Annotated in this window: 15 protein-coding genes; 7 read left to right on the top strand and 8 right to left on the bottom strand. The window is 63.9% G+C overall.

Translation table 11 applies throughout. The features are described 5' to 3' along the window. Positions 1-2 precede the first annotated feature (2 nt). From ACFW0H_RS26035 to ACFW0H_RS26025, 3 genes are all read right to left on the bottom strand, one after another. The gene (locus ACFW0H_RS26035; RefSeq protein WP_422916733.1) at positions 3-1,391 is read right to left on the bottom strand and encodes an amino acid permease; all 1,389 of its coding nucleotides are present in this window, start codon (positions 1,389-1,391) and stop codon (positions 3-5) included. A gap of 586 nt (positions 1,392-1,977) precedes the next feature. Further along, positions 1,978-2,322, bottom strand: coding sequence for a hypothetical protein (locus ACFW0H_RS26030; RefSeq protein ID WP_422916732.1), 345 nt, complete (start codon positions 2,320-2,322; stop codon positions 1,978-1,980). Between the two features lie 157 nt (positions 2,323-2,479). After that, positions 2,480-3,481 (bottom strand): MBL fold metallo-hydrolase, encoded by a 1,002-nt coding sequence (locus ACFW0H_RS26025; protein ID WP_422916731.1) that lies wholly within the window; start codon positions 3,479-3,481, stop codon positions 2,480-2,482. A gap of 399 nt (positions 3,482-3,880) precedes the next feature. On the opposite strand from ACFW0H_RS26025, the gene ACFW0H_RS26020 reads away from it, so the two are divergent. The 7 genes from ACFW0H_RS26020 to nhaA all read left to right on the top strand — a co-directional run bounded on the left by ACFW0H_RS26020 (position 3,881) and on the right by nhaA (position 11,442). Continuing rightward, a complete protein-coding gene (locus ACFW0H_RS26020; protein ID WP_422916730.1) occupies positions 3,881-4,645 on the top strand; it encodes an SDR family NAD(P)-dependent oxidoreductase in 765 nt (254 codons plus the stop codon). A gap of 97 nt (positions 4,646-4,742) precedes the next feature. Next, positions 4,743-5,975 (top strand): ethanolamine utilization protein EutH, encoded by a 1,233-nt coding sequence (eutH, locus tag ACFW0H_RS26015; protein ID WP_422916729.1) that lies wholly within the window; start codon positions 4,743-4,745, stop codon positions 5,973-5,975. Positions 5,976-6,046: 71 nt separating this feature from the next. After that, entirely contained in the window at positions 6,047-6,853 is an 807-nt protein-coding gene (locus tag ACFW0H_RS26010) for a LuxR C-terminal-related transcriptional regulator (protein WP_422916728.1), read from the top strand. A 176-nt stretch (positions 6,854-7,029) separates the two neighbouring features. Further along, a complete protein-coding gene (dctP, locus tag ACFW0H_RS26005) occupies positions 7,030-8,025 on the top strand; it encodes a C4-dicarboxylate TRAP substrate-binding protein DctP (RefSeq protein WP_422916727.1) in 996 nt (331 codons plus the stop codon). A gap of 60 nt (positions 8,026-8,085) precedes the next feature. After that, entirely contained in the window at positions 8,086-8,733 is a 648-nt protein-coding gene (locus ACFW0H_RS26000) for a TRAP transporter small permease (RefSeq protein ID WP_422916726.1), read from the top strand. After that, positions 8,730-10,013, top strand: coding sequence for a C4-dicarboxylate TRAP transporter large permease protein DctM (gene dctM, locus ACFW0H_RS25995; RefSeq protein WP_422916725.1), 1,284 nt, complete (start codon positions 8,730-8,732; stop codon positions 10,011-10,013). Before ACFW0H_RS26000 ends, dctM begins: the two co-directional genes overlap by 4 nt. Before the next feature lie 49 nt (positions 10,014-10,062). Further along, on the top strand, positions 10,063-11,442 hold the full coding sequence (gene nhaA / locus ACFW0H_RS25990) for a Na+/H+ antiporter NhaA (protein WP_422916724.1): 1,380 nt from the start codon (positions 10,063-10,065) through the stop codon (positions 11,440-11,442). Positions 11,443-11,478: 36 nt separating this feature from the next. On the opposite strand, the gene ACFW0H_RS25985 is transcribed toward nhaA, so the two are convergent. From ACFW0H_RS25985 to ACFW0H_RS25965, 5 genes are all read right to left on the bottom strand, one after another. Continuing rightward, positions 11,479-11,913 (bottom strand): FCD domain-containing protein, encoded by a 435-nt coding sequence (locus ACFW0H_RS25985; protein WP_422916723.1) that lies wholly within the window; start codon positions 11,911-11,913, stop codon positions 11,479-11,481. Between the two features lie 77 nt (positions 11,914-11,990). Further along, positions 11,991-12,743 carry a 5-oxoprolinase subunit PxpA gene (locus ACFW0H_RS25980; RefSeq protein ID WP_422916722.1) on the bottom strand — a complete coding sequence of 251 codons (753 nt, stop codon included), beginning with the start codon at positions 12,741-12,743 and terminating at the stop codon, positions 11,991-11,993. Positions 12,744-12,809: 66 nt separating this feature from the next. After that, a complete protein-coding gene (locus ACFW0H_RS25975; protein ID WP_422916721.1) occupies positions 12,810-13,661 on the bottom strand; it encodes an urea carboxylase-associated family protein in 852 nt (283 codons plus the stop codon). 112 nt (positions 13,662-13,773) lie between these two features. Beyond that, entirely contained in the window at positions 13,774-15,282 is a 1,509-nt protein-coding gene (locus ACFW0H_RS25970) for an amino acid ABC transporter permease/ATP-binding protein (RefSeq protein ID WP_422916720.1), read from the bottom strand. A 48-nt stretch (positions 15,283-15,330) separates the two neighbouring features. Further along, positions 15,331-16,182 (bottom strand): transporter substrate-binding domain-containing protein, encoded by an 852-nt coding sequence (locus tag ACFW0H_RS25965; protein WP_422916719.1) that lies wholly within the window; start codon positions 16,180-16,182, stop codon positions 15,331-15,333. Between the last annotated feature and the right edge of the window lie 1,431 nt (positions 16,183-17,613).

Here is a 17,613-nt window from a genome sequence, read left to right as displayed (position 1 = left end):
GGTCAGGACAGTTCAGGCGCGGGTCGCGCGGACGGGTTCGGCTTCACCCACGCCCGATATGCGATGGTAAGGATGGCCAGCCAGGCGGCGCCTATGTAGAGCGCAGTGCGGGTGTCGGGGAACACCGCCAACACCACGAAGATGAGCAGCATGAAGGCGATGGCCAGGTACTGACCGTATGGCCAGAACGGCACCGGGAAGCCAAGGGAGGCGACTTCATCCCGGCTCAGACTGCGGCGCATGGAAATCTGCGAAAGCAGGATCATCAGCCACACCCACACCACCGAGAAAGTCACGAGCGAGGCGAACGTCAGGAACAGCTCGTTCGGCAGCAGGTAATTGAGCAGCACACCCAGCAGCAATGTCAGCCCCATCACCAGTACGGTCATCCAGGGCACACCATGAGCGGACAGGCGAGCGAAGGCACGCGGCGCCTGCCCGTTCTCGGCCATGCCGTAGAGCATGCGCCCCGTGCTGAAGATGTCGCTGTTGATGGCGGAGATCGCCGCCGAGATGACCACCAGGTTGAGGATGCTGGCGGCCGACTCGATGCCCAGGCCACTGAAGATCTGTACGAAGGGGCTGCCCTGGCTGCCGATCCGCGGCCAGGGGTAGATGGCCATCAGCACCAGCAACGTCAGCACGTAGAACAGCAGGATGCGCAGCGGCACCGAGTTGATGGCCTTGGGGATCATCCGCTGGGGGTCTTTCGCCTCGCCAGCGGTGAAGCCGATCACCTCGATGCCGCCGAAGGCGAACATCACGATGGTGAAAGAGGCGACCATCCCCTCCACCCCGTTGGGGAAGAAGCCGCCATGTGCCCAGAGGTTGCTCAAGCTCGCCGCCCCGCCGCTGCCATCGCCCAACTGGATGCCTAACACCAGCACCCCCATCCCGGCGACGATCATCGCCACGATCGCCAGCACCTTGACCAGCGACAGCCAGAACTCCAGTTCGCCAAAGACCCGTACGCTGCAGAGGTTCAAGGCCGAGATGAACAGCACGATGCCCAGTACCCAGGTCCAGCGCGGCGTTTCGGGAAACCACAGTCCCATGTAGACGCCAAAAGCCGTGACGTCCGCCAGGCACACCATCATCATCGAGAAGGCGTAGGTCCAGCCGGTGAGAAACCCCAGGTAGCGCCCGAGGTACTGACTGGCGTAGTGGCCGAAGGAGCCCGCTACTGGCGATCGCACCGCCATCTCCCCCAGGGCGCGCATCGTCAAGTAGATCGCCGCGCCGCCAATCAGGTAGGCCAGCAGCACCGAAGGCCCTGCACGCTGGATGGCCGCCGCCGAACCGTAGAAGAGCCCTGTGCCGATGGCCGACCCCAGCGCCATGAAGCGTATATGCCGGGCGTTCAGGCCACGGCGCATTGCAGTGCGTTCCATTGCATCGCCTTTTTTGTTGTTATCGACAGGCACGCCTGCGCGGCGCGCCATACCCCACCGGCTTCAGGTACCAGGCCCTGACCGAGTAGGAACCACGCTAGCAACGGCCTTCCGGGCGGGCCATATGCCACTGGGGGGTAGAGGCCAGGGCACAGAGCTGTAGGGCATTTCGCAAGATGGGGAGGGCAGCGTTTGGCGAGCGAAGCGATGCCCATGGGCATGCAATCCGGGCTACGAACCTTTGGTTCAGGCGATGGGATGGGCTCTATTGCGGCTGAGCCCACCACAGCTCGATAGTCGGCGAAATTCGTTGGGCTTCGCTACGCTCAGCACCAACCTACGTATAGTCAGTAGATCCTCTGTTCGCGTGCAGACCTGCCGGCCGATCAAGGTGGGGCCAAACGGCTTGCCGCTTTTCTGTGGGGGCGAATTCATTCGCGAACCGGACCGCAGGTCCGGCCAGGGAGTCAGCTTGGGGCTGCTGCGCAGCCCTTGGCGAATGAATTCGCCCCCACAACAAAGGCCCACCACGGGCGATGACGCCCGTGGGGAACGGAAAGGCCACTGGTTTGAGCGGCCTCAGAAATCACGCGTAGAAGGCCTTCGCCAGGCAAGGCGGGGTCGCGCTCAGAACCGCCAGGCCTTTCTCCGTCAGGGTCACGCCGTCGAAGCAGGTGTAGTACTCCTGGTTGATCCGGATGTAGCCCTCGGCAGCCAGCCAGCGCACGCTGGACGCGAACAGGTACTCCTCATTGCTCGGCTTGTGCTCCGCGCTTTCAGTCAAGCCACTGCATTCGACGGGTTCGTTCACGGCGACTTCATAGCCTGCTGCTGAGGCATCGAGACGCACTGGAACCGGGAAGCTCTCCAGCAGGCGGCCAAAGACCGCTCGGACGACATTTTCGAACTCTTTGGATTGCTTGATAACCATGCCTGATTCCTCCAAGTCGTGTTTACCGGGTATCGGCTGCGTTCGATCATACTCCGCCATGAGCAACCAAAGGCAATGCCGCCCTTTCAACCCGGCCCAAAGCCCGTTCATCCTTGGCGCCGACGCCCCAGCGAATCTGGAGGGGCGTACCGGGAGGTTACTCCGGCGACGGCAGCGCCACCTCGGTCAGGGGATACGGCATCACCGTATTGGGATAGGCCTTGCGCAACCGGTCGACCAGCTCGACCTGCTGCTGGCCCTGGAGGCGAATCAGCTGCGGCGTGTGCGGATCATTGCCGAAGAAGTCTTCCCAGTGACCGATGAGTAGCAGCCGGGGCTTGAGGACCTTCAGCAAGGCGTCCGGATACTGCGCCACCTGGTCGGTGGACGCGGCGCAGATGATCGCCGCATCCACGCCCTTGCCATCCTGCAGGATCGGCGGGAAGCCATAGGGCGGATTGCTCGCCGAATCCTGGTAGTGGATGCGATAGACCGGCTCGCCCTGGTCATCCAGCAGGTCCACCAGCCAGGCCAGCGTCGTGCCCTCGCGCCAGGCGCGCACGTAGCTGGGCAGCGAGTTCAGGTCCCCGTCATAGCTGCCCGGCAGAAGATCGATGCCGGCGATGTGCGGCGCGTGCTGGCTCTCGATGGCCATGAAGCGGATATGGCCGACCCGCTCCCATTTATCGTCGGGATTCAGCTGAGGGCAGGCGCGGCCGCCGCACATGACGGGAACCATCTTCGGCTCCATGTCCACGAACCTGGGCCGCGGCCTGGCGCCCGCCAGGATGTGGCCGGCGGTAGCGGAGCCATAGGCCACCGCCTTGGGCGCATGTTTCTGCATGATCAAGGGGACATCGAGCAGATGGTCGTAGTGCGCGTGGCCGATCAGCAGTACCGTCGCGTCGGGCACATGAGGCATGTACTGATCGATCCGCTGCTGGTCGGCCGAGACGAAGACAGGCGGAAAGGCCGGATTGCTGAAGGACGGCGCGAACAACAGCGCCTCACCTTTCCAGTGCAACAGCCAGCCACCGACGCCGAGATAGGTGATTTTCGGCTCCGCCAGCCCGACCTCCCGAGCCGTAGGCTCAGTCCCGGTGAGATCCTTGGCGCAACCCGCCAGGCACAGCAGCACAACCAGTACGACGATACGCATGAACACCCCCTCCCTTGAGTCCGGAGAAGGCTAGCGCATCGATCCGTGATTTATCGCCCAGCCAAAGATCGGTGTTCACCAACGTTTCCGGGGCCAGTAGAGATGCGGGCAGGAAGGTGACGGCACCCTGAATGGCTTTCTGTTGTGGGAGATTCCATGTCAATCGGCGCGTAGGGTGGAAATCCCTTTGAGGATTTCCACCATCGGTGTCTTGTACGGCCTCAGCTGGTGGATAGAAAAGCGCTATCCACCCTACACGGCCACGGGACTTTGAATTATGCATAAACTTATTTAAAAACAATTAGTTACGGCATCGTATATCCAGCGACATATAGACACTGCAGCAGCCCGTCCCTAGCGTGAAAAACGTCGAATCCACCCATAACAATGGAGACAACGATGGGACGACTGAACAACAAGGTGGCGCTGATCACCGGTGGTGCGGGTGGCTGCGGGCTGGCCGCTTCCGAGCTCTTCGCACGCGAAGGCGCCAAGGTTGCCATCCTCGACCTGCCCAGTAGCGACGGCGCGGCAGTGGCCGAGCGGATCAACGCGGCCGGCGGCAGCGCCTGCTTCCTGCCGGCCGATGTCTCAGTCGCTGAACAGGTGAACCAGGCGGTGGCCCAGGCCGAGAAGCGCTTCGGGCCCATCACGGTGCTGATGAACCATGCCGGCACCATTCACGCCGCGCCCTTCCTCGATACCAGCGAGAGCGACTGGGAGCGGCTGATGAACATCAACGTCAAGAGCATGTTCCTGGTGACCAAGGCCGTGCTGCCGAAGATGATCGAAGCCGGCGGCGGCAGCGTCATCTGCACCTCGTCGATTTCCGGCGTGGTCGGCACCCCCATGGAGGTCCTGTACTGCACCACCAAGGGGGCCTGCCATATGTTCGCCCGCGCCATCTCGGTGGAGTTCCGCGATCGCAACATCCGCAGCAACGCCATCTGCCCGGGCTTCATCGGCACCGCCCACGGCCGGCGCGAACTCGACCTGCTGCGCGAATTCGGCGCCGAGGTTTCCGACGACGCGCTACGTGCAATGCAGGGCCGCCTCTGCGACCCGAGCGAAGTGGCCGCGGCTGCGCTGTTCCTCGCCAGTGACGACGCCAGCTTCGTCAACGGCGCGCATCTGTTCGTCGACAACGCCTACACCGCAGCCTGACCTCCGGGCCCGGCAAGGGCCCGAACCAAAACAACAACAGCAACTCGACCCGCTTTGCTTCTGCCACCCGACAAAATCTACAAAAGACGAGGCAGCTATGGAAAACATCGGTACGTACGTCATCTACCTCATCATGGCCTGCGCCGTGATCGGCGCCATCGCCTCCCTGCTCGACGCGGAGTCAGAGTTGGGCAAGGAGTTTCTCGCCGGGCTGCACAGCATCGGCCCCATCTTCATCCCCGTGGCCGGCACCATGGCCGCCATTCCCTTCATCTCCAGCTTCATCAGCCACTGGATAGCCCCACTGTTCTCCGCGCTGGGCGCCGACCCCGGCATCGCCGGCCCCATCTTCCTCGCCTCGGACATGGGTGGCTACCAACTCGCCCATGCCCTGGCCCATGATCCCGAGGGCTGGATGCTCGGGCTGATCACCGGCTTCCAGTCCGGCTCGACCCTCATCTTCGTCATTCCCGTGGGCCTGGCCATGCTCGCCAGGGCCGACCACAAATACATGGCCCTGGGCATCATGGCGGGGCTGCTGAGCATCCCGATCAGCATCATCACCATCGCCATGGCCATGCAGTGGCTGGGCCTGGCTGTGCGCCCGGACATCGCCACCAGTGGCGCGGCCACCCAGGCGCTGCACTTCACCCTGCCGCTGCTGCTGCGCAACCTGCTGCCGCTGATCCTCTTCTGCGCCGCCCTGGCCGCCGCGCTGCGATTCATCCCCGGTGTAATGGTGCGACTGTTCCTGGCCCTGGGGCGCGTCATGTATGCGTCGGCCACGCTGATCCTGGTGGCATCCATAGTCGAATACTTCACCGGGGCCTTCAGCCATACCTTCGGCGGCTGGGGTTTCGCGCCCATCATCGCCGACAAGGAAGACCAGTTCCGCGCGCTGGAAATCTCCGGCTACGTCGGCATCATGCTCTGCGGCGCGTTCCCGATGGTGTGCCTGATCAAGCGTTACCTCTCCCGCCCGCTCGAGCTGATGGCCGGTCGTGTGGGCATGTCGCCGGTTGGCGCGGCCGGCATTCTCGCCGCCTCGGCGAATATCCTGGCGATGTTCCGCCTGGTCGAGCAGATGCCGCCCAAGGACAAGGTGCTGGTGATCGCCTTCTCGGTCTGCGCTGCCTTCACCTTCGGCGACCACATGGCCTACTCCGCCAACTTCCAACCGACCTTGATCCTTCCGCTGATCATTGGAAAACTCAGTGGCGGCCTGCTGGGCATGGCGATCGCCTATTGGCTGGCGGTGCCCAGAGCACTGCAGATCGGCCAGGAAGATTTCCCGCGCGATTCGCTGCGCGTTTCCGCCGGTCTGTCCTGAATCGTGCAGCGCCTGCCCATGGCGGGCCGGCGCTGCAACTCTCCGAATCACGATGAACAGCGCGGTCCAGCATGAACAACCAGGAAGCAAGCAGGGTGGCCGGCGTTATCGCCGCAGTAGGTACCGCAGCGCTGGGGCAAAGCCTCTGCAACTTGCTGGAAGGCGATGTCCGCTTCGACATGAGCTGCGCCTATCTCTTCCGCTTCGACCAGCCCGCCGTCCTGCTTCACGACGGCTACAAGGGCATGGTGCCGACGAAGACCCTGAGCGCCTACGTCCGCGGCGGCTACCTGCTCGACCCCTTCTACGTCGCCTGCATGAACCAGCATCCGGCGGGGCTCTGGCGCATGAGCGAACTGGCGCCGGACAGCTTCTTCTCCTCGGGCTTCGCCATCTCACCCGACCTGCATCCCTGCGTGTCATCCACCCACGGCAGCCTGGTCGAGGAACTGGGCTACATCATCCCGCTCCAGGCCCACACCGCCGTCGTTTTCTCGCTGATGAAGGCGCAGAACCACGGCCCCTTCGCGGATGCGGAAATCCGCCGCCTGCAAACCCTGGCACCGATCGTCAACCGGGCATTCGAGGCGCACTGGCGCCTGCGCCCGGAAGAACCCGGCAGCGCCCCGGACGCCCCCGACAGCCACCTCGAAAGCGCCTTCGTGGACATCCTCCAGGGCCAGTTGACCGACGCCCAGCGCTACATCGCCAAGCTCATCCTCCAGGGCCACAGCAACGCCTCCATCGCCCACCTGCTGGGCATCTCCGAAGGCACGGTGAAGGTGCACAAGCACAACATCTACCAGCGCCTGCAGATCTCCAGCAATTCCGACCTGTTCCGCCTGTTCATCGGCTACATCTCCCAGTCGGGCCGATAGGGAACCCGCACTGCAGGTGGATGCGCCCAGCGCCAGGGCTTGTCCTCCGTCCGCCAGTCTGCGTTTTCATGATCCAACCACCCAATTGGCGGTTGCCACCTAGACTCCTCTTATTACCTCTCTCGCGCGGACCTCGTCTGCCCGAATCCGGCCGGGAATAACAAGAGGGTCTATCGATGTTCGAACCAGTTCTGAAAGCACTCGCTTTTGCGTTCGCCCTGGGCGTCGCCGGACTGGTCCAGGCCGCCGATCCCATCGTGATCAAGTTTTCCCACGTGGTGGCCGAGCACACGCCCAAGGGACAAGGTGCATTGCTGTTCAAGAAGCTCGTGGAAGAGCGACTGCCCGGCAAGGTGAAGGTCGAGGTCTACCCCAACTCCTCACTCTTCGGTGACGGCAAGGAAATGGAGGCCCTGTTGCTGGGCGATGTTCAGCTCATCGCACCGTCCCTGGCCAAGTTCGAGCAATACACCAAGCAGCTTCAATTGTTCGACCTGCCCTTCCTGTTCAACGACATCCAGGCCGTTGACCGCTTCCAGCGCAGCCCCGAGGGCCAGTCCCTGCTCAAGTCGATGGAAAGCAAGAACATCACGGGCCTGGGTTACTGGCACAACGGCATGAAGCAGCTCTCGGCCAACAAACCCCTGCGTGACCCCAAGGATGCCCGCGGCCTGAAGTTCCGCGTGCAGGCCTCGGCCGTACTCGAGGAGCAGTTCAAGGCGGTCCGCGCCAACCCGCGCAAGATGAGCTTCGCCGAGGTTTACCAGGGCCTGCAGACCGGCGTGGTCAACGGTGCGGAGAATCCCTGGTCAAACATCTACTCGCAGAAGATGCATGAGGTGCAGAAGTACATCACCGAGTCCAACCACGGCGTGCTGGACTACATGCTGATCACCAACACCAAATTCTGGAACGGCCTGCCGCCGGATGTCCGCAGCGAACTGGACAAGATCATCCAGGAGGTCACGGCCGAGGTGAACAAGCAGGCCGATAGCCTGAACCAGCAGGACAAGCAGCGCATCATCGCGGCCAAGACCAGCGAAATCATCGAGTTGACACCCGAGCAACGCAACGAATGGCGCGACGCCATGAAACCGGTGTGGAAGAAGTTCGAAGCCGAGATCGGTCCGGACCTGATCAAGGCCGCTGAAGCCGCCAACCAGGCCCAGTAGACCGCCCGCTCCGGAATGGGCCGGTTTACCGGGCACCTCCGCCATCGGGAGATGCCATCCATGAACGCCCTGCGGCGCGTCTGGGACCATTTCGAGGAGATGTTCATCGCCCTGCTGCTAGCCGCCATGACGCTGGTGACCTTCGGCTACGTGATCCTCAACAACCTCTACACCCTGTTCTACAACCTCGCCGACCATTGGCAAGCGGCCGCCGGCATCCTGTTCGCCATTGGCGACGCCATCCTCGCCATGGCCCAGGCCATGACCTGGAGCATCGCGATGACCAAGGCCCTGTTCGCCTGGCTGATCTTTTTCGGGCTCTCCTACGGCGTGCGCATCGCCGGGCACATCGGGGTCGACACCCTGGTCAAGCTGACCACCCGCCCGGTGCAGCGGGCATTGGGCATCGTCGCCTGCCTGAGCTGCCTGCTCTATGTCGGCCTGATGGCCGTGGCCAGCCTCGAATGGACGCAGACCCTGTTCGTCGCCGCCATCGGCGCCGAGGACCTCGGGCACTATGGCATCCAGCAATGGCATATCGGCCTGATCGTCCCGCTTGGCTTCGCCCTGGCGTTCATTCGTTACACGGAAATCTTCGTGCGGATCCTGCAAAACCGCCAGACCGGCCTGGGTCTCGCGGACGAGGCCGCCGAAGCGCTCAAACTCACCGAACAGGAGGAACACCCGCGCAAGGACGACCAGCCATGACCATCCTGTTCCTCTTCGTCCTGCTCTTCCTGCTGCTGTTCATCGGCGTGCCCATCGCGATATCCCTGGGTCTGGCCGGGTCGCTGACCATCCTGCTGTTCAGCCCGGACTCGGTTCGCTCCCTGGCGATCAAGTTGTTCGAGACCTCCGAGCACTACACCCTGCTGGCAATCCCGTTCTTCCTTTTGGCCGGCGCCTTCATGACCACTGGAGGCGTGGCCCGGCGCCTGATCGACTTCGCCAATGCCTGTGTCGGCCATATTCGGGGCGGGCTGGCGATCGCCGCCGTGCTGGCCTGCATGCTGTTCGCCGCACTCTCCGGCTCCAGCCCCGCCACCGTCGCCGCCGTGGGCCCCATCGCCATCGCCGGCATGGTGCGCTCGGGTTACCCGCAAGCCTTCGGCGCCGGGATCATCTGCAATGCAGGCACCCTCGGCATCCTCATCCCGCCTTCGATCGTGATGGTGGTCTATGCCGCCGCCACCGAAACCTCGGTGGGCAAGCTGTTCATGGCCGGCGTGGTGCCAGGGATCATGCTCGGCCTGTCGTTGATGGTGGTGATCTACATCGTTGCCGTGAAGAAGAACCTGCCAGCCATGCCCCGCGCCACCTTCCGCGAATGGTTGAACGCCGGGCGCAAGGCCCTCTGGGGACTGCTGCTGATGCTGATCATCCTCGGCGGCATCTACAGCGGCATGTTCACCCCCACCGAAGCGGCGGCGGTGTCGGCGGTCTACGCGGCCTTCATCGCCCTGTTCGTCTACAAGGACATGAAGTTGAGCGACGCCCCCCGCGTGCTGCTGGAGTCCGGCAAGCTCTCCATCATGCTGATGTTCATCATCGCCAACGCCATGCTCTTCGCCCACGTGCTGACCACCGAGCAATTGCCGCAGCAGATCACCGCCTGGGCGATAAACGCGGGCCTGACACCGGTGATGTTCCTGCTGGTGGTGAACCTGGTGCTGCTGGTAGCGGGAGCCTTCATGGAACCGTCGGCGATCATCCTGATCCTGGCCCCCATCCTCTTCCCCATCGCAATGAAACTGGGCATCGACCCCATACACCTCGGCATCATCATGGTGGTGAACATGGAGATCGGCCTGGTGACCCCCCCGGTGGGCCTGAACCTGTTCGTCACCGCGGCCGTGACCGGCATGCCGCTGACCTCCACCATCCGCGCGGCCATGCCCTGGCTGATGATCCTGCTGCTCTTCCTGGTCCTGGTCACCTACGTGCCCTGGATCTCCCTGGTCCTGCCAAACTGGCTGGGCATGAGCTGATCCCCATGTTGGTCGGGCCGCCACACACGTTGCTTGAGCATGAGCAACCATGAACCGGGCCCCTTCTCCCAAGGTACCGCCGGCTGCGCAACGCATCGCCGCCAAGGCGTTTTCCGCCCTCGAAAGAATTCTCCACATCGAAGCGGTCAGCGGCATCGCTCTGCTGATTGTGGCTGCCGCGGCGATGGTCTGGGCCAATTCCCCCTACGCCGACAGCTACGCGCATTTCTGGCACTTGCCGCTGTCGTTCGGGGTTGGCGATCTGGTCATTTCGAATTCGCTGCACTTCTGGATCAACGACGCCCTGATGACGGTGTTCTTCCTGGCGGTTGGTATGGAAATCCGCCGGGAGACCCATGACGGCACACTGTCCAACCTCAAACTGGCCGCCTTGCCGGTAGTCGCCGCGTTCGGCGGCGTCCTGGTCCCGGCATTGCTGTATCTCGCGCTCAACAATACCGAGGGACTGCGTCAAGGATGGGCAGTACCGACCCCCACCGATATTGCCTTCGCAGTCGGAGTCCTGGCCTTGCTGGGCCGTTCGGTACCGCCCTCCGTGCGGGTGTTCCTGCTGACCCTGGCCATCACCGACGACATAATCGCGGTCCTGATCATTGCGCTGTTCTATTCCAGCGGGCTGGACGCGGTGGGCTTCCTGATTGCAGGCGTTGGCATCCTGCTGGTGCTCGGCCTGCAATGGATCGGCATAGGCTCGGCCCTGGCCTACCTGCTGCCTGGAGCGCTGCTCTGGTTCGGCTTCCTGAAGACCGGCGCACATCCGGCCTTGGCGGGCGTGGTACTCGGCCTGATGACGCCGGTTCGCCCGGTGCAGGTCACGGAGCCCCCGTTGCAACTGGCAACCCAGGCAATCGATGAGTTTGCCGCACGCGACCAGGCCACCAACGGCCAGGGCGCGGAACTGATCGAACCCGTCAAGCAACTCCGCCAGGCCCAGCGCGAATTGCTCCCACCAGTGCTGCGCGTGCAGATGGCGTTGCACCCCTGGGTGGCCTTCCTGGTGATGCCACTGTTTGCCTTGGCCAACGCGGGCGTCACCCTCGATGGCGTGAGCCTGGACGGTGGCGCTTCCTTGGCGGTGCTGTCAGGGGTGGCGCTGGCCCTGGTTCTGGGTAAGCCCGTGGGCGTGCTGTGCAGCAGTTGGCTGATGGTGCGCCTGGGGTGGTGCAGCCTGCCACCTCGTACGTCCTGGCCCTGGATGGCATTGATCGGCTGTCTGGCTGGCATCGGCTTCACCATGGCCATCTTCATTGCCAATCTCGCGTTTACTCAGGAGGACCTGTTGAGTGCCGCCAAGCTTGGCGTGCTGTCCGCCTCGGTTGTCGCGGGGTTGATCGGCCTGAGCTATGGACGCTATCTGGTTTGGCGGGCGAAAAATCGCGGAGACCTCCCCGGGCAAAGTCCAAAGTAGCCTGAGCTACCAGGCACATCCGCGGCCAGCGCCAACCTACCTACGGCCAAAGAGGATCTTCAGCGAGCCGTCCGGGTGCAGCAGGAGGTTGAGGCTGTCGCTCAGCAGCAGGCGAACACCTCGGAGCTCGCGGCCGTGGGACAGGTCGCGGGCCTGGAGGGCATCGACGAGGGCAGCCTGCGCTTCGGGGGCCAGTTGTGGGCGTGCGCCGCCGCCCATGGCATCGAGCAGCGCATACACCGACCAGAGTGCCTCGTGCAGACGAGCATTGCCGGAGATCCGCGCCAGCTCCAACTGGAAAACCTCCTCTGCTTCCGAGGTCCAGTCCGATGGTTTGCAGGTGGCCCAGCTCGCCGTGAGTTCGGCGATGTCTTCATCCGAGGCGTTGCGGCAAGCCTGACGCAGCGCCGCACTTTCCAGCGCGGCGCGCAGGTCGAACAGCCCCTGCAGGACGACATCGCATGCGCTCATCGCCAGCTTCCATCACCGCCGTGGCAGCACCAGGCGGAGGGTCAGGCGGTCGACGGAAGCGACCTCGATACGCGCAGTCATGAAGGAAACGCCTCGTCCAGGGCCTGACGGATACGCTCCACGGCGGCGATGGAGCCATCGTTATCGCCATGCACGCACAGCGTGTCCACCCGCAGCGCCAGGTAACCACCGTCGTAGGTGGCCAGGCCCTGCTCGCGAGCGAGCGTCATGGCCTGTGCCACGATGCGGTCGACCTCGCTATGCACGGCCCCCGCCTCGCGGCGCGAGCGCAGGTTGCCCGCGTGGTCATAGGCGCGGTCGGTGAAGGCTTCGAACCAGAGGGGCACGTCATATTCGGCGGCCAGCGCCAGCGCGGGGCCGTCGTCGCGGCGCGCCATCAGCATCAGACGCAGCCCCGGGCGGTAGCTCGCCACCGCCTTGAACACCGCCCGGAGCAGCGCGGGGTCGCCCATCATGTCGTTGTACAGCGCGCCGTGGGGTTTGATGTACTCGACGGTCGCCCCCTGGGCGCGGCAGATGCCGTCCAGCGCGCCGATCTGATACAGCAGCATGTCGACCACTTCCTCCGGCGCGCAGGCCATTGAGCGGCGGCCGAAACCCACCAGGTCGGGATAGGACGGATGCGCCCCCACGCAAACATCGTGGGCCAGCGCCAATGCCACGGTGCGGCTCATGGTCACTGGGTCGGAGGCATGGAAACCGCAGGCGATGTTGGCGCAGTCGATATAGGGCATGACGTCTTCGTCCCGCCCCATCTTCCAGGCGCCGAAGCTTTCGCCGATATCGCAGTTCAATAGAGGCTTGTTCATTCGCTTGCTCTCCCGACACTGGAACATGGCCCGGCAAGCACAGTGTTTCGCCGGGGCCCTTGGCTGTCACTTTTCCCAGGCAGCCTTGTCGATCCGCAGGCCATGCAGGCCCTTGTAGGCGGCACGCTCCGGCTGCTTCCAGCCCTTCAGCAGGTGCTTCCCGAGGGAATAGATTTCCACGCCCAGCGGCCGGCAGACGCTCAATGGGTCCTGGGCCTCCGGCCCCCACATGGGCAGGGACAGGTCGCCACCCGGGCAGGTCGAGAGTGCACAGAGCAGGTCGATCTCCGCGAAGAACTCCAGGTAGTCGCCGGCCTTCGCCGGGCAGGCCTTCATGAAGTACATGTCGTCATGGTTGAGGCCGGTGCACTGGAAGATGTTCAGCACATCGTGCACGTCGAACTCGGTCAGGCCGTACGGCAACACCGCGCGGACCAGATTGGAGTGGCAGTGGTGATGGAAGTCTTCGCCGGTGAGCATCTTGTTCACGTAGGGATCGCAGCGCGTGCCCAGCAGGTCGTGCAGGCGACCGCCATGCTCGTCGATGCCGTAGCCGGCCAGGCTGTCGTCGGTGATGGTGACCATGGGCCGCAGGAACGGCACGTTCGACCAGAGGCGGTCGTACGTGCTCACGTGGGCACCCTGCAGCTGACGGGTGCGTGCGGCCCACATACGCTCGCGGGGATCGTTCGCATTCCACAGGTTGAAGTCACCCACCTGCGGGCCCATAGGCGTGGTGACGCGGAAGACGTGACCGGCCGGCACCTTCCAGGCCCGCCCGGTGCGGATCGGCACCTCGAACTGCTCCACCAGCGTGCGCGCGGCCTTGTCTTCGCGGATGCGGTCGTAGAACGCCTGGTCCACCTGCAGGGCGGAGCCCTTGCTGGCCTGGTAGGCGGCTGGGTAGTCCTTGTACATGATCAGACTCCTCGTTGGGCTTCCTCACGCGATCAATGGGTGCCCCGGGGCGGCCAGCGACAGGCCGCCTCCGTTGCCTCTGTTTGCATCACTCCTACAAAAGCAGACTTCGTCAGGCCAGCTGCACATCCTTGAGGAAGCGGCCCATACGCTCGCTACGCTGCTCCAGCAACTCGCGTGGCGCGCCGATCTGGGCAATCCGGCCGCCCTCCATGAACACCACCCGGTCGGACACCCTGAAGGCGAAGTTCATCTCGTGGGTGACGATGACCATGGTCATGCCCTCCCGGGCCAGCTCCTCGATCACCGCCAGCACATCGCCCACCAGCTCAGGGTCCAGGGCCGAGGTGGGCTCGTCGAAGAGCATCACCGAGGGCCGCATGGCCAGCGCCCGGGCGATGGCAACGCGCTGTTGCTGGCCACCGGAAAGCTGGTGCGGGTACTTGCCAGCGTGCTCCAGCATGCCCACCTTGGCCAGCAGCGCCAGGCTCAGCTGGCGCAGCGCTTCGCCGTCGTCATGGGCGTGGTACCGGGGCGCCAGCATCACGTTCTCCAGCGCCGTCTTGTGGGGGAACAGGTTGAAGCCCTGGAACACCATGCCCACCTGCACGATGCCCTGCATATGCACCTTGCCGCCCAGCGCCCCGCCACGCTCCTCCGTGCCGCGCAGGAAGGGCTGGCCACGCAGTAGCACCTCACCCCAGTCAAGGCTTTCCAGGCCGTTCATGGTGCGGATCAGGGTGGTCTTGCCGCAGCCGGACGGGCCGATGATGGACACCACCTCGCCCCAGCGGATGTCGAGGTCGATACCCTTGAGCACCTCCAGCTCGCCATAGCGCTTGCGCACGCCACGCAGCTGCAGCGCGAACTCGCCTTCTTCCGGCTCGCCATCGGCACGCCGTGCCGATACCAGCGGCAGTTCGCCAACGGCAACGGGCCTGGGCTTGCGCCGGGTAACGTCCAGGTGCTGCTCCAGCTTGCGCAGCAGAAAGCTGAACACCGTGACTATCAACACGTAATAGAAGGCCACCGCCAGCATCGTCTCCATCACCAGGAAGTTCTGGGTGTAGAGCTGCTGCCCCACCAGGAGGATTTCCGACAGCGAGATCACCGACACCAGGGAGGTGAGCTTGACGATGGTGATGTACTCGTTGGCCAGCGTCGGCAGCGCCACCCGTAGGGCCTGGGGAATCACGATCAGCCACTGCACGCCGCGATAGCCGATGCCCAGCGCCTTGCCCGCTTCCAGTTGGCCCCTGGCCACCGCCAGCAGGCCGCCGCGATGGATCTCGGCGATGTAGGCGGCCTCGCTCAGCACCATGGCGATCAGGCCGGCGCTGAAGGGGTTGGCCAGCAGCACGCTGGTGGCGGGAAATGCCTGCGGCAGGTTGTAGACGAAGATCAGCAGCACCAGCAGCGGCAGGCTGCGAAAGAACCAGATATACAGGCCGGCCGCCTCACGCAGCACGCGCCGCTGCGACAGCCGGGCCAATGCCAGGAAAAAGCCGAGCACGATGCCCAGCAGCCAGGTCTCCAGGCTCAACTCCACCACAGTGCCCAGCGCCCGCCAGAAGTCGACGTTCCACAGCTGCCCCAGGGCGTAGTGCCAATCGAAATGCATGTGTCCAACTCCGCGTTGCTCGGCCCCGCCCTACAGCGGGGCCATGGGTCACAGGGTGGGGCCGGCGCCGAGGGCGTGGGCGACATCCGCTTCGGTCGGTTCGTCATGGTTGTAGCGCGCCAGCAAGGCCTGGTACTCGCCGTCCCGCTTCATCCGCTCGAGGCCCGTGCGCAGCTGCTGCAGCAAGGCCTCGTTGCCCTTGCGCACCGCCAACCCGACCACCACCGGGAAGATCAGCTCCTTCGAACTGATCACCACCCTGCCCTGCAACTTGTCGGCGGTGATCCTGGCCACCGCGGCATTCTCGAACAGCACATCCGCCGCCTTGGCCAGCAACGCCTGAGCCGCTTCGGGCGAAGTAGGAAACTCCAGCGACTGGATCGCCGGCTTGCCGGATGCCACGCAGTGTTCGGTAGACAACGCAAGCAGCCGGGGAATCCAGGAACCGCCCTTGAGCGAGGCCACCTTCTTGCCGCAGAGCTCCTCCGGCCGCAGCGGGCGGAAGGCGTCGTCGGCGCGCACCATCAGCGAGGACCCGCTCTTCAGGTACGGCAGGAAATCCACCTGGGTGGTCCGCTCCGGCGTCAGATAGACCACCGAAGCCACCACATCGAAACGCCGTGCATTCACCCCCATCACCAGGTTGGCGAAGCGCGTATCGATGAAGCGAGCTTCCAGCCCCAACTGCCGGGTCAGCAGCGCCATGAATTCAGGGTCGAAACCAGCCGGCTTGCCCCGCTCCAGGTAGGTGTAGGGCGGATAGGTCATGTCCGAGCCGATGCTCAACACCCCCGGTTGCAGCGTCACGCCCCGCTCCGCCGCCTGCAGCGGCAGCCCACCTGCCAGGGCCACCGCCAACGTGGCAACGGCCACCCTCCTGCCCAACTGCAAAACACCCATCACGCCACCTCCCGATTGTTGTTCTTCTCAGCAGTGCTGAATGGCTTGGAAAGATCGGGAGCAACGCTAACAACGGCCGGGCAGCGAGCGCATATGGCACTGGGGGAAGGGCCAACTCACAAGGATGTGGGGCATTTCGTAGGACGAGGCGGTCGGCGTTCCGCGAGCGAAGCGATACCCATGGAAGGGGCAATCCGAGCCTCAAACCACCTACTCGCGCATAGCCCCCGTAGGAGCGAGCTCTGCTCGCGAATGGCACACATGGCGATTGGGCCAGCCCGGATGCAATCCGGGGAAAGCCCGCCACCGTTCCCGGATTGCATCCGGGTTACAGGCCCCCGAACAACTGGCGGTGGATGCGCGGGAGCGCGGGCAGATCGTAAGGAGGTGGGGAGAATTCGAATTCGCTAACGACGATTTCAGAGGCGTGGGTCCCCCCTCTCCTCTTCAGGGGTGAAGCGGCACGCTGCTGGATGACCACTTGGAGCTTGTGTCGTTCATGGATGCGACACCTGGTCGCAATGGACACGTCGCAGAACCATGACATGCTCCCTAGGCACGAAGGCGATTTCGACGGTTCGGAAACGATCGGTTTCGACTTCATGTTCGCGACGTCGGCTATTCGCAGCTATCAGAATTGTTCGGTTCATCCCCTCAAATCAGGAGGTCCGCCATGAGTGCACGCTTTTCGGTGAAACGGGTCCCACGAGTGGGCGTCAGAGGGATCAAGAAGGATGAGGTTCACGGAGCAAACGTACTGGACGTCTGCTGGTACCGGATCATCGACAGAGCAACTGGCGACTTCGTCGGTGGACGGCATGCAGAACAAGCCGTGGCGAATGATGAGTGCGAAAGGCTGAACAACAGGACGAGATGTGCGTGATTGCGCTACCTGATAAAGCCCCGTTCCGTACGGGGCTTTTGCCGGTTGCCAATCCATCTACCTATTTACGACTCAGGTTGTCTGGCTCGTGCGATGGAGCTGACCGGGTAGGGTGCGCCGCGCGCACCAGGGGTTGAGCGAGGCGCAGAGGCCGATCCCGCAGCAGGAGCCCGTAGGGTGGGCTTCAGCCCACCATCGGAGGTCAGCGTGGGCTAAAGCGGAGCGCCGCCCGGCCCATCCTACAAGGCTGGAGCGATGGAGCTGACCGGGTAGGGTGCGCCGCGCGCACCAGGGGTTGAGCGAGGCGCAGAGGCCGATCCCGCGGTCGGTGCACATAGCGCACCCTACGGTGAGCCAAGTGCAGGAGTCACACCAAGCACCGCATCAAGGCGCTGCGGCACCAGTAGCCGACCCCGTCCCCCCTTCCCCCAAATCTATTACCCGTTTCCGGAAACGCCTTTCCGCCTATCTGGCGAGGGCATTACGCACTCCCCTGAATGGCCCGACTGCCAGAGGTTTGGGGAGCGTTGCCGCACCTCAAGACAGCA

It is taken from the genome of Metapseudomonas cellulosilytica (genome assembly GCF_049334135.1).
Classification (GTDB): domain Bacteria; phylum Pseudomonadota; class Gammaproteobacteria; order Pseudomonadales; family Pseudomonadaceae; genus Metapseudomonas.
This window is presented reverse-complemented; position numbering and strand designations above follow the sequence as displayed.